Annotated in this window: 13 protein-coding genes, 1 tRNA gene, 1 other RNA gene and 1 other annotated feature (1 of these 16 cut by a window edge); of the genes, 11 read left to right on the top strand and 4 right to left on the bottom strand. The window is 37.2% G+C overall.

All coding sequences use genetic code 11. The annotated features are described in order from the left end of the window. Positions 1–27: 27 nt before the first annotated feature. Entirely contained in the window at positions 28–1,029 is a 1,002-nt protein-coding gene (locus tag SJY24_RS02780; RefSeq protein WP_377863673.1) for a YaaC family protein, read from the bottom strand. A gap of 115 nt (positions 1,030–1,144) precedes the next feature. Here SJY24_RS02780 and guaB point away from each other — a divergent pair, with 115 nt between their 5' ends. The 7 genes from guaB to SJY24_RS02745 all read left to right on the top strand — a co-directional run bounded on the left by guaB (position 1,145) and on the right by SJY24_RS02745 (position 8,093). Further along, entirely contained in the window at positions 1,145–2,608 is a 1,464-nt protein-coding gene (gene guaB / locus SJY24_RS02775; protein WP_000264087.1) for an IMP dehydrogenase, read from the top strand. A gap of 113 nt (positions 2,609–2,721) precedes the next feature. Next, a complete protein-coding gene (locus SJY24_RS02770) occupies positions 2,722–4,029 on the top strand; it encodes a D-alanyl-D-alanine carboxypeptidase family protein (protein ID WP_377867205.1) in 1,308 nt (435 codons plus the stop codon). A 159-nt stretch (positions 4,030–4,188) separates the two neighbouring features. Then, positions 4,189–5,076 (top strand): pyridoxal 5'-phosphate synthase lyase subunit PdxS, encoded by an 888-nt coding sequence (gene pdxS, locus SJY24_RS02765; protein ID WP_000186161.1) that lies wholly within the window; start codon positions 4,189–4,191, stop codon positions 5,074–5,076. A gap of 19 nt (positions 5,077–5,095) precedes the next feature. Beyond that, entirely contained in the window at positions 5,096–5,686 is a 591-nt protein-coding gene (pdxT, locus tag SJY24_RS02760) for a pyridoxal 5'-phosphate synthase glutaminase subunit PdxT (protein WP_377863672.1), read from the top strand. A 54-nt stretch (positions 5,687–5,740) separates the two neighbouring features. Further along, positions 5,741–5,961, top strand: a binding site (T-box leader). A 51-nt stretch (positions 5,962–6,012) separates the two neighbouring features. Continuing rightward, on the top strand, positions 6,013–7,287 hold the full coding sequence (serS, locus tag SJY24_RS02755) for a serine--tRNA ligase (RefSeq protein ID WP_377863671.1): 1,275 nt from the start codon (positions 6,013–6,015) through the stop codon (positions 7,285–7,287). Positions 7,288–7,441: 154 nt separating this feature from the next. Further along, positions 7,442–7,534: transfer RNA gene (locus SJY24_RS02750), tRNA-Ser, on the top strand. Positions 7,535–7,700: 166 nt separating this feature from the next. Next, a complete protein-coding gene (locus SJY24_RS02745; protein WP_377863670.1) occupies positions 7,701–8,093 on the top strand; it encodes a sigma factor-like helix-turn-helix DNA-binding protein in 393 nt (130 codons plus the stop codon). A gap of 35 nt (positions 8,094–8,128) precedes the next feature. On the opposite strand, the gene SJY24_RS02740 is transcribed toward SJY24_RS02745, so the two are convergent. From SJY24_RS02740 to SJY24_RS02730, 3 genes are all read right to left on the bottom strand, one after another. Continuing rightward, complete coding sequence (locus SJY24_RS02740; protein WP_377863669.1) at positions 8,129–8,797, bottom strand: deoxynucleoside kinase; 669 nt, start codon at positions 8,795–8,797, stop codon at positions 8,129–8,131. 2 nt (positions 8,798–8,799) lie between these two features. Continuing rightward, the gene (locus tag SJY24_RS02735; RefSeq protein ID WP_377863668.1) at positions 8,800–9,435 is read right to left on the bottom strand and encodes a deoxynucleoside kinase; all 636 of its coding nucleotides are present in this window, start codon (positions 9,433–9,435) and stop codon (positions 8,800–8,802) included. Positions 9,436–9,558: 123 nt separating this feature from the next. Next, positions 9,559–10,098, bottom strand: a complete 540-nt coding sequence (locus SJY24_RS02730; RefSeq protein ID WP_098498043.1) for a cysteine hydrolase family protein — start codon at positions 10,096–10,098, stop codon at positions 9,559–9,561. A 106-nt stretch (positions 10,099–10,204) separates the two neighbouring features. Between SJY24_RS02730 and tadA the strand changes: the two genes are divergently transcribed. From tadA to SJY24_RS02710, 4 genes are all read left to right on the top strand, one after another. After that, a complete protein-coding gene (gene tadA, locus SJY24_RS02725; protein WP_377863667.1) occupies positions 10,205–10,699 on the top strand; it encodes a tRNA adenosine(34) deaminase TadA in 495 nt (164 codons plus the stop codon). A 78-nt stretch (positions 10,700–10,777) separates the two neighbouring features. Then, an RNA gene (gene ffs, locus SJY24_RS02720) (signal recognition particle sRNA large type) lies at positions 10,778–11,042 on the top strand. A gap of 132 nt (positions 11,043–11,174) precedes the next feature. Beyond that, positions 11,175–12,863: a DNA polymerase III subunit gamma/tau gene (gene dnaX, locus SJY24_RS02715; protein WP_377863665.1), complete on the top strand. Its 1,689-nt coding sequence runs from the start codon at positions 11,175–11,177 to the stop codon at positions 12,861–12,863. Positions 12,864–12,888: 25 nt separating this feature from the next. Beyond that, a protein-coding gene (locus SJY24_RS02710) for a YbaB/EbfC family nucleoid-associated protein (RefSeq protein ID WP_170957726.1) crosses the window boundary here: on the top strand, positions 12,889–12,959 show its start. It continues 256 nt past the right edge of the window; 71 of the gene's 327 nt are visible here — the first part of the coding sequence; it begins with the start codon at positions 12,889–12,891; the stop codon falls past the right edge of the window.

The following is a 12,959-nucleotide window of genomic DNA, read 5'->3' as shown; positions in this document are numbered from 1 at the left end:
ACACAAGTCTTTTGACTTGTGTTTTTTTTATTTCCCATGAAATAGGCCCGGTTCTGCTAGTAAAAACGCTGAAATATAGTAAGGGATTTTTTGAGCAGAAATATTAAGAAATTGATAAATAAATGGGTAGTCTTCAGAGCCATAGCTTCCAAGTAAGTCGTACCACCAATCCGTTTCATACCTAGAAATCATGCTTAAATTATAGAGCAATAAATAATGAACGAGAAGTTCGGGTAATACGGGTTTAGGATTTCTAGGGTCAGTCGTAAGTGGTAAATAATAAGTGTTAGAAAGCTGTTCATAGTATAAAGGAGTACTATACATAGGATTCCATGATTGAATAGGCGCTGAAAAAAACATATTCGATTCATTATTTTTTTCAGGTATGTGTTGTATTGATAAGTGTTTACAAGTTGTTTCGATATAACGAGAAAATCTCTCTTTAGTCATATGTAGTCGATCTAGTATATTGACTGGGAAGGAGAGCTCATTTTTATTTGTTGAATTGATTTTGTATAATGTTGTTCCTTTTTGACTATAACGAAATAAGTGTTGTAACTCAGGAATTTTCCCCAGTAACTCTAACATGTTAAACTTTTCTGTTTCCAAGTGTTTCATGTGAAACAGCTGTTCTGCGGCATGAGTAAATAGTCCATTTTTCTGTATTTTCACTTCATCTTCTAAAAATTGATATCCCTGTTTTTTTCGCTTACGGGTCGTCACCCCGTGTGCCAAAACAGTTGTTGATTCTGGATATTTTGGATTAATGGTTAATAAACAGGCTTTAAAAAGTTGACCTATTCCATAAAATAACAACATTGGCTGAATGGAAAATGGAGCTGTCTTATATAATTCATAATAATTTTTACCGTGTTCTAAGTAATAAATAAATGGATAACAATTTTCAAAACTTTTTTTTTCGGCATCTTGAATCGAGGATTTTTCATAACAACGGGCAAGATAATGTTGTACATTTTGAGATGAAAAGAAGAAACTTAATTGCTGCCAAGCACAAGGTGTATGATGCATATATTACGCTCCTTTTATTGTCTAAAAATTCTAACATATATATACGTCCTTGACAGTATTTTAACCAATTGATAAGCTACTAATAATAATTTCTGGTATCATGGGGGGAACAATTATGTGGGAATCTAAATTTGTTAAAGAAGGTTTGACTTTTGATGATGTATTACTTGTACCAGCAAGGTCAGATATATTACCAAGAGAAGTAAGTGTTAAAACAGTTTTATCTGAAAGCTTACAGCTAAACATCCCGTTAATTAGTGCAGGAATGGATACAGTAACAGAAGCTGATATGGCCATTGCAATGGCTCGCCAAGGTGGTTTAGGAATCATTCATAAGAATATGTCTATTGAACAACAGGCAGAGCAGGTTGATAAGGTAAAACGCTCTGAAAGCGGCGTTATTTCAGATCCTTTCTTTTTAACTCCAGAACATCAAGTATACGATGCAGAACATCTTATGGGAAAATATCGTATCTCAGGTGTGCCAGTTGTAAATAATTTAGATGAGCGAAAATTAGTTGGTATTATTACAAACCGTGATATGCGTTTCATCCAAGACTACTCAATCAAAATTTCTGACGTAATGACAAAAGAACAGTTAATTACAGCTCCAGTTGGTACTACACTGGAAGAAGCTGAAAAGATCCTACAAAAGTATAAAATTGAAAAGCTCCCTCTTGTTGATAATAACGGTGTATTACAAGGGCTTATTACAATAAAAGATATTGAAAAAGTAATTGAATTTCCAAACTCTGCAAAAGATAAGCAAGGACGCTTATTAGTTGGAGCAGCAGTTGGTGTAACAGCAGATGCTATGCTTCGTATTGACGCATTAGTAAAAGCAAGCGTAGATGCAATTGTACTTGATACAGCTCATGGACACTCTCACGGTGTTATTGAAAAAGTAAAAGAAGTTCGTGCGAAATATCCATCATTAAACATTATCGCTGGAAATGTTGCTACAGCTGAAGCAACAAAAGCATTAATTGAAGCTGGTGCAAACGTTGTTAAAGTTGGTATCGGACCAGGTTCTATTTGTACAACACGCGTTGTAGCTGGCGTTGGTGTACCACAATTAACAGCAGTTTATGATTGTGCGACTGAAGCTCGTAAACACGGCATTCCGGTTATTGCAGATGGCGGTGTTAAGTACTCTGGTGATATGGTTAAAGCTTTAGCGGCAGGAGCACACGTTGTTATGTTAGGTAGTATGTTTGCTGGTGTAGCTGAAAGCCCTGGAGAAACTGAAATTTACCAAGGTCGCCAATTTAAAGTATACCGTGGAATGGGTTCTGTTGGAGCAATGGAAAAAGGAAGTAAAGATCGTTACTTCCAAGAAGGAAACAAAAAACTTGTTCCAGAAGGTATTGAAGGACGAGTACCATATAAAGGACCTTTAGCAGATACAGTTCATCAATTAGTTGGTGGATTACGTGCAGGTATGGGATACTGCGGAGCACAAGATTTAGAATTCTTACGTGAGAATGCGCAATTCATTCGTATGTCGGGTGCTGGTTTACGTGAAAGCCATCCTCACCATGTGCAGATTACAAAAGAGGCTCCAAACTACTCATTATAATGTCTTATATGTAAATAGACGGAGATTTGATATCTCTGTCTATTTTTTTTTGATTATGTTAGAATAACGGTTATGTGAGTACATAGATATTGGGGGTAGCAAAAGTGAAAGGTATGTTTTGCAAAAGATTCATTGCGTTAGTAACAATGCTTACACTAGCTTGTAGCATGTTGTTGCCATATAGCAATGCATCAGCAGAAACAGGAGCTGCTTTAAACATTGAAGCAGGTGCAGCGATTTTAGTTGAAGCGAATTCTGGGAAAATTGTATATCAAAAGAATGCAGATGAATTATTATCAATTGCTAGTATGACAAAGATGATGAGTGAATATTTAGTTCATGAAGCAGTGGATAAAGGAAAACTTAAGTGGGATCAGAAAATTAAGGTTTCTGAATATGCATATAAGATTTCACAAGATGCTTCATTATCAAATGTTGCATTAGAAAATGGTGGCCTTTATACAGTAAAAGAATTATACGAGGCAATGGCAATCTTTTCTGCAAATGGTGCAACAATTGCATTAGCAGAAGCAGTTGCTGGTAAAGAAGTAGATTTCGTAAAAATGATGAATGATAAAGCGAAAGAACTAGGATTGAAAAATTATAAATTTGTTAATTCTACGGGTTTAACGAACAAAGATTTAAAAGGAATGCACCCTGAAGGTACAACGCCGGATGAAGAAAATAAAATGTCTGCGAAGGATGTTGCAACTTTAGCACAACATCTACTTAAAGATTATCCAAAAGTATTAGATACAGCAAAGATTCCGGTAAAGTTCTTCCGTCCAGAAAAAGAGAATTTTAAAATGTCGAACTGGAACTGGATGTCAAAAGGTTTAATTAAGGAATATGAAGGCGTAGATGGCCTGAAAACAGGATCAACTCCAGAAGCAGGAGATTGTTTCACTGGTACGGTCGAGAGAAATGGTATGCGTTTCATTTCTGTAGTTATTAAAACAAATTCTCATACGGCAAGATTTGATGAGACGAAGAAATTATATGATTATGGCTTTGCTAACTTTGAAATGAAGAAAATGTATGAAAAAGGTTCTTCAGTCAAAGGAAAAGAAACAGTAAGAGTTGAAAATGCGAAAGATAAAGATGTAGCAGTTCAAGCGAAGCAAGCTGTTTCACTTCCGGTACCAAAGGGAAGTAAAGATGTTTATAAAATGGAATTTAAAGAAGGAAATAAGGGACAAGAAGCACCTATGAAAAAGGGAGTTGCACTTGGCCAAATGGTTATAACGTCTAAAGATAGTAATGACCCTGGATTTTTAACAGGAAAATCATTACAAGTAGACCTTGTAACAAAATCTGAAGTAGAAGAAGCAGGCTGGTTTACACGTTCTATGCGCGGAATTGGTGCTTTCTTTGGTGGTATGTGGAATAGTGCTGTTGATACAGTAAAAGGTTGGTTTTAAAAGCTCCTCATTGTAGGAGCTTTTTTTTATTCCTGTTTTTCATACCGACTTTATGAAAAAGTAGTAGACAAGCATCAGATAGTTAGTGGTAGAATGTAAGAGTATTCTTAATTTTCTTCTTTAACGGGGAAAGCAATTCACCTAGGGGGGTTTTTGTACATGACAAATGTAACAGGGACAGAACGTGTAAAACGTGGAATGGCAGAAATGCAAAAAGGCGGCGTTATTATGGACGTAATTAACGCTGAGCAAGCAAGGATTGCAGAAGAGGCAGGCGCAGTTGCTGTTATGGCATTAGAGCGTGTACCTGCAGATATTCGTGCAGCAGGTGGCGTTTCTCGTATGGCAGATCCAACAATTGTTGAAGAAGTTATGGGTGCTGTGTCAATTCCGGTTATGGCAAAATGCCGTATCGGTCACCTTGTAGAAGCACGTGTATTAGAATCATTAGGGGTAGACTATATCGATGAGAGTGAAGTATTAACTCCTGCTGATGAAGTATACCATTTAAATAAACGTGATTACACAGTTCCGTTTGTATGTGGTTGCCGTGATATCGGAGAAGCTGCACGTCGCATTGCAGAAGGTGCATCTATGCTTCGTACAAAAGGTGAGCCGGGAACAGGAAACATTGTGGAGGCAGTGCGTCATATGCGCCAAGTCAATGCAGAAATCCGTCAAGTTGCAAGTCTACGTGAAGATGAGTTAATGACATATGCAAAAAATACTGGTGCTCCTTATGAAGTGCTACTTGAAATTAAACGCCTTGGTCGTTTACCAGTTGTAAACTTTGCAGCAGGTGGTGTAGCAACACCAGCAGATGCAGCGTTAATGATGCAACTTGGTGCTGATGGTGTATTCGTTGGATCTGGTATCTTCAAATCAGAGAACCCAGAGAAATTTGCACGTGCAATCGTTGAAGCAACGACTCATTATGAAGATTACGAACTAATTGCAAGCCTTTCTAAAGGATTAGGTAATGCAATGAAGGGTATCGAAATTTCAACGTTATTACCAGAACAACGCATGCAAGAGCGTGGATGGTAATTAAAGGAGATTCTTTAAAATGGTGAAAATCGGTGTACTAGGTCTTCAAGGTGCAGTTCGTGAGCATGTAAAATCAGTTGAAGCAAGTGGTGCAGAAGCTGTGGTTGTAAAGCGTATAGAACAACTTGAAGAGATTGATGGTCTTATTTTACCAGGCGGTGAAAGTACAACAATGCGCCGTCTTATTGATAAGTATGCTTTCATGGAGCCTCTTCGTACATTTGCGAAGTCTGGTAAACCAATGTTTGGTACATGTGCAGGAATGATTCTTCTTGCGAAAACACTGATTGGCTATGAAGAAGCACATATTGGTGCTATGGATATTACAGTCGAGCGCAATGCGTTCGGACGTCAAAAAGATAGCTTTGAAGCCGCGCTTTCAATGAAAGGTGTGGGGGAAGACTTTGTTGGTGTATTTATCCGTGCTCCGTATGTTGTAAATGTAGCTGATGATGTGGAGGTACTTTCTAAGCATGGCGATCGAATGGTAGCGGTAAGGCAAGGGCCGTTTTTAGCTGCTTCTTTCCATCCGGAATTAACGGACGATCATCGTGTAACAGCATACTTTGTCGAAATGGTAAAAGAAGCGAAAATGAAAAAAGTTGTATAAGTAACTTGCAACTTGTATAAGATTATAGTAAATTGATGGTAACAATTTTATAAAATAAGCGTGTTGATAGGAAGTAGTAACAGATGTTGTTTCTTATAGAGAGTCGATGGTTGGTGGAAATCGATAGAAACAGTTTGTGAATCCATCCTGGAATGGAATGTGGAATATCTTTGGATTAGTAAGCATTCCCGGTGAAGAGCCGTTATTTCTACTTGAGAGGAAAGCGGTAATGCTTTCAACTAGGGTGGCAACGCGGGTTAACTCCCGTCCCTTTGTATAGGGACGGGAGTTTTTTGTGTTTTATAAAATAAAAGGAGGAGTATATAATGCTTGATATTAAATTTTTACGTACGAATTTTGAAGAAGTAAAAGCAAAATTACAGCATAGAGGCGAAGATTTAACAGATTTTGGTCGCTTTGAGGAACTTGATACGAGAAGAAGAGAGCTACTTGTTCAAACAGAAGAACTAAAAAGTAAACGTAACGAAGTATCTCAACAAATTTCAGTATTAAAGCGTGAAAAGAAAGATGCGGAAGCTCTAATTCTAGAAATGCGTGAAGTTGGGGAAAAAGTAAAGGATTTTGATAATGAGCTTCGTACAGTTGAGGAAGATTTAGAGAGATTAATGCTATCTATCCCAAATATCCCTCATGAGTCTGCTCCAGTAGGTGAAACAGAAGATGATAACGTAGTAGCACGTAATTGGGGAGAAGTAAAAGAATTTACTTTTGAGCCAAAACCACATTGGGATCTTGCTACAGATTTAGGGATTTTAGATTTTGAACGTGCTGGGAAAGTAACAGGAAGCCGATTTGTATTTTACAAAGGTGCTGGTGCAAGATTAGAGCGTGCTTTAATTAGTTTCATGCTTGATCTTCATACTGACGAGCATGGATATGAGGAAGTATTACCTCCTTATATGGTAAACCGTGCAAGTATGACAGGAACAGGGCAACTTCCAAAGTTTGAAGAAGATGCATTCCGTATTGAAAGCGAAGATTATTTCTTAATCCCTACAGCTGAAGTACCTGTAACGAATATGCATCGTGATGAGATTTTAAGTAAAGAGCAATTACCGATACGATATGCTGCATTTAGCTCTTGCTTCCGTTCTGAAGCAGGTTCTGCTGGTCGCGATACACGTGGTTTAATTCGCCAACATCAATTTAATAAAGTTGAGCTTGTAAAGTTCGTGAAACCAGAAGATTCTTACGAAGAGTTAGAAAAATTAACAAATGATGCAGAACGCGTGTTACAATTATTAGAGTTGCCATATCGCGTTATGAGCATGTGTACAGGTGATTTAGGCTTTACAGCAGCGAAGAAATACGATATTGAAGTATGGATTCCAAGCTATGGCACATATCGTGAAATTTCTTCTTGTAGTAATTTCGAGGCTTTCCAAGCGAGACGTGCAAATATCCGTTTCCGTCGTGAGCCAAACGGAAAACCAGAACATGTTCATACATTAAATGGATCTGGTCTTGCAATTGGACGTACAGTTGCAGCTATTTTAGAGAACTACCAGCAAGAAGATGGTACAATTATAATTCCAGAAGTTCTTCGCCCTTATATGGGAGGAAAAACAGTTATTAAGTAAATTTAAATATTCATCGGTATGAGTGATTGGTAATTATGAGCGCTGTCATTACTATAATGTAGGAGAGGGAAAGTAAAATTTTCCTTTCCTCATAATTTATTTTAGTAGGGTTGACTAACTGTTTTTCTTTTGATATTATATTTGATGTCAATATGGAGGTATACCCAAGTCTGGCTGAAGGGATCGGTCTTGAAAACCGACAGGCGGCGAGAGTCGCGCGGGGGTTCGAATCCCTCTACCTCCTCCAGATATAATTGACAACAGCGCATATAAGTGGAGATTGGAGAACTCGTTACCAACACGTAACGAGTTTTTATTTTAAAATCAATCATAAAGTATGGTGTAAGGCGATTTTATCCTTATTACACACTCATATTCCGATGATTATCTTCATAGATATGAAAGGAGTCAACATGGATCTTATTATACAAACGTTTCCTTTAGATGGAAAAACTTTATATTATGTACAATGTCCTGTCTGTAAGAACAATAGAATTTTAAACAGTGGTGCAAACGTGTCACGCATTATAAGCGATGATACATTCCGTAAACTTTGTGGTTGTACTTGTGATGTAAAACAAGTTGCGAGTAAAGTAGAGGCACCAAAAAAGGTTGAAAAACCAGCTGTGAAGAAAGAAGCAGCTCCAAAACGTACAGGTAAAGTGTTAACAGCGGTGATTAACGGAAAAGAAATGACTGTTAAAGAAATTGCTGAAACATACGATATTAGTACAAGTACTGTTCGTCAGCGTATTAACGCTGGAAAACCTGAGAGTGAAATTATTGCTCCAACAAAGAAGAAGTAATTTAATAGGAAAACCCGTGCATATGCACGGGTTTTTTATTTTACAAGTTTACGTGTTTGCTTTAAAAAATGGCCGATTTTTTTAATGATTGGTTCGATTGAATCGCCATCTTTTAAAATATCGTATTCATTAATGTTTAGTCGTAAAACAGGGCATGAATTAAAGTCATTAATCCAATTTTCGTAACGTCCATGCATCTCTTTCCAATACTCAATTGGTGTTTGTTGTTCCATTGGACGTCCTCGTTCTTGGATACGGTCGACAATATCATCGAAAGAACCTTCTAAATAAATTAATAAGTCTGGATGTGGGAAGTAAGGAGTCATGACCATAGCATCAAATAAACCTTTGTATGTTTCATAATCAGTTTCTGTCATTGTACCCTTTTCGTGATGCATCTTTGCAAAAATACCAGTGTCCTCATAAATAGAACGGTCTTGGACAAAACCGCCACCATATTCAAAAATTCTTTTTTGTTCTTTAAATCGTTCTGCTAAAAAATATACTTGTAGGTGAAAGCTCCAGCGTGTGAAATCAGCATAGAACTTGTCCAAATATGGATTGGAATCTACTTTTTCGAAAGATGTACGATAACCTAAATCGTTAGCTAATGCAGTTGTCATAGTTGATTTACCGACACCTACTGTTCCAGCAATAGTGATAACTGCATCATTTGGTATATCATATTTTTGCCTTAAATTCATTATTATTTCGACTCCTTCAAGAGAGTATTTTGAAGAGCGGATAAGATGACATTTAAATCATCAGGATTTTTCACAAAATCCATATCGTCTCCGTTAAACTTCAATACTGGAATATCTGGATGGTCCTTTTTGAAAGCATCCATTGCTGTTTCGTAATCTTTTGTAAGCTGTAGTAAATAATTTGGATCCATATTTTTTTCGAATTCTCTTCCGCGCATCGCAATTCGTTTTTGTAATGTTTCTAGGCTGGCTGTTAAATAAACGATGACATTTGGTACAGGCATATCTTGAGTAAGGATACGATAAATTTGCATGTACTTATCATATTGAGAATCTTTTAATGTACGGGATGCAAAAATTAAATTTTTGAATATATGATAATCTGCTATTACAGGCTTCCTTTGATCCAAATACTTTATGTTAATATCCTCGAGTTGTTTGTATCTATTACAAAGAAAGAACATCTCTGTTTGAAAACTCCATTCGTCGATGTCTTCGTAGAATTTTCCTAAAAAAGGATTTTCATCAACAATCTCTTTTAGTAAGTGGAGTTGCATGTGAGTTGAAATTTCCTTCGCAAGTGAAGTTTTTCCAACACCAATTGGTCCTTCAACCGTGATAAATGGTACTCCGGTCACGCTGTTTCCTCCTTTCAATCAGTGATTTACCGTGACTACTAAAAACACAAAACAGAATTATTGTAGCACAAGAGGGGAGCGAGCGGACTAATTTGATATAAAAAGTTAGAAAATAGATATGTATTAACTAAATTTTATTTGGGATGATGATACAATATTTGCCTTTAATGTGTTCTCCATTATTTTTAAAGCATGTTCATTATCTTGCTCATTGTTAGAAGCAATGCAATCCTGTGGTACATAAAGTGTATAATTTCTCATATGAGCGTCATTAGCTGTAAAAAGGATGCATATGTTCCCGGCAATTCCTGTTAAGATAAGATTTTCGATTTTTAAATAACCTAATAAAGAATTTAAAGGTGTTTCATAAAAAGCAGAGTAATGTGGTTTAATAAAAATGTAATCGTCAGTATGCGGAGCGATGGCCTCAATAATATTTTTACTATACTCATTTGTACAATGAGTAATAAGTTGATCAATATCAGATCTCCAAAGTTGATAATGGTCATTGACATAAATTACGGGGTAACCTAAGGACTTCATTGTTTCTTTTAATTGTAGAATAGGATTCTTTATGGTTTCACATTTTTGTGCCAGGATGGGCCCGTGGGAGAATTGAAAATCATTAATCATATCGATAATGAGTAAGGCGGTATTTTTCATATGTAATTCCCTCTCTTTCTTCTTTAGGTTGGATTGAATTTATAAAAGTTATCCCACCTGTAAGAAATGAAAAAGTGTATTTTATTTTTTGTGAAAGGACTATATTATGGATCGAGATATTTATTTTATGCAATTAGCAATAGAGGAAGCGAAGAAGGCAGAGGCGATACAAGAGGTACCAATCGGTGCTGTTATTGTGCTAGACGATAAAGTGATTAGTGTCGCGCATAACTTGAGAGAAACTGAGCAGAGATCTATAGCTCACGCCGAGCTTTTAGCTATAGATGAAGCTTGTAAAAAATTAGGGACATGGCGCTTAGAAGATGCAACGTTATATGTAACATTAGAACCTTGTCCAATGTGTGCAGGTGGGATTGTATTATCACGCGTAAAAAGGGTTGTATATGGTGCGAGCGATCCGAAAGGTGGATGTGCTGGTACATTAATGAATCTGTTAACCGATGAGCGCTTTAATCATCAATGCGAAGTGGTGGCTGGTGTACTAGAAGAAGAATGTGGTACGTTGTTAACGAATTTTTTTAGGGAGCTTCGTAAGAAAAGAAAAGAAGCGAAAAAATTAGAGAAAAGTAATACGAACTAACGTATTTGCATTTTGTAAAAAAACAAGTTATACTGATAATGCCTTATTGAAGGCAACCGAATATTGGTTTTAACTTTGCCGTGCTAAGCGGGGAGGTAGCGGTGCCCTATACTCGCAATCCGCTCTAGCGAGGCCGAATCCCTTCTCGAGGTTATGTTGCTGTAAGGTCTGCCTTAAGTAAGTGGTGTTGACGTTTGGGTCCTGCGCAACGGGACCCCGTGAACCTTGTCAGGTCCGGAAGGAAGCAGCAATAAGCGGGTCTTCTCGTGTGCCGCAGGAGTGCCTGAACCGAGCTAACTGCTTGAGTAACGCTTATGGTACGTAATCGACAGAAGGTGCACGGCAGTTATATATGTATACAAAACTCACCTTAATACAAAGGTGGGTTTTTTGTATAGAAAATAACTTTTGGAATCTATAAACAGAATGGGTTATAATAAATGAGATAATAACCTTTGAGGGAGGCCGTATTTTCGTGTCATACCAAGCGTTATACCGAACATGGAGACCGCAAAAGTTTGGAGATGTAGTCGGTCAAAAGCACGTAACAAAAACGTTGCAAAATGCCCTTCTTCAAGAGAAAGTTTCACATGCTTATATATTTTCTGGTCCAAGGGGAACAGGGAAAACGACAATTGCAAAAGTATTTGCAAAAGCAATTAACTGTGAACATGCTCCGGTAGCTGAACCTTGTAATGAATGTCCTTCTTGTTTAGGGATTACACAAGGATCTATTTCAGATGTATTAGAAATTGATGCGGCTTCAAATAACGGTGTAGATGAAATTCGAGATATAAGAGATAAAGTAAAATATGCTCCAAGTGCTGTGAAATATAAAGCATACATTATCGATGAAGTCCACATGCTTTCTATGGGTGCCTTTAACGCGCTTTTAAAAACGTTAGAAGAGCCGCCAGGACATGTTATCTTTATTTTGGCGACAACAGAGCCACATAAGATTCCACCGACAATCATTTCACGTTGTCAACGCTTTGAATTTCGAAAAATATCAGTAAATGATATCGTTGAGAGATTATCTACGGTTGTGACAAATGAAGGTACACAAGTAGAAGATGAAGCGTTACAAATCGTCGCACGTGCTGCTGAAGGTGGTATGCGTGATGCATTAAGTCTGATTGACCAAGCGATTTCTTATAGTGATGAGACTGTGACGAGTGAAGATGTTTTAGCTGTAACGGGTTCTGTTTCTCAACAATACTTAGGTAACTTAGTAGAATGTATACGTGAAAATGATGTATCAAGAGCGTTACGTATTATAGATGAAATGATGAGTAAGGGGAAAGATCCAGTTCGCTTTATGGAGGATTTCATTTACTACTATCGTGATATGCTTTTATATCAAACTTCACCACAATTAGAACATATGTTGGAACGGGTAATTGTAGATGATCAATTCCGTACATTAAGTGAAGAAATGCAACCGGAAGTAATCTATGAAATTATTCATACCCTTAGTAAGGGACAGCAGGAGATGAAGTGGACAAATCATCCACGGATTTTCTTAGAAGTTGTCATGGTGCAATTGTGTCAGCAGTTTATGATGCAGGCAAATGGTACAGATCGTTTGCAAGCAATTATGAACAGGATGCAGCAATTGGAGAAAGAGTTAGAGCAAGTTAAAAAGAATGGTGTGCCAGCTGGTGTACAGCAGGAAGTAAGAGAGACGCGTGCGACACCAAAACCAGTACGAACAGGAAGTATGAAAATTCCTGTCGGACGCGTGAATGAAGTGTTAAAGCAAGCAAAGCGTCAAGATTTAGAACGGTTAAAAGCTGTATGGGGTGAGTTGTTAGGAAGACTCAAGTCATATAACAAAGTAGCATTTGCTGTTTTATTAGAAAATAGTGAGCCAGTAGCAGCTTCAGATGATACCTATGTGTTAGCATTTCAATATGAAATCCATTGTAAAATGGCAAGTGAAAATCGAGAAGCGATGGATACATTGGAACAGACTCTTTTTGAATTGCTAAGTAAAAGGTTAAACATGATTGCTATCCCGAAAAGTGAATGGGGTAAAATTCGCGAAGACTTTTTACAACGCGAAGGCGGGGATTCTGAAGAAAGCCCAGAACAAAAAGAAGACCCTCTTATAGAAGAAGCTGTAAAATTAGTAGGGCAAGAACTTATCGAAATAAAAGAGTAATAATAATTAGGAGGAATTAATTATGATGCGTGGCGGAATGGGAAATATGAATAACATGATGAAACAAATGCAAAAGATGCAAAAAGACATGGCAAA

Source organism: Bacillus sp. R86525, assembly GCF_042466195.1.
Lineage (GTDB): Bacteria > Bacillota > Bacilli > Bacillales > Bacillaceae_G > Bacillus_A > Bacillus_A nitratireducens.
Note: the sequence above shows the minus strand (reverse complement) of the source record. Positions and strands in the feature narration are given on the sequence as shown.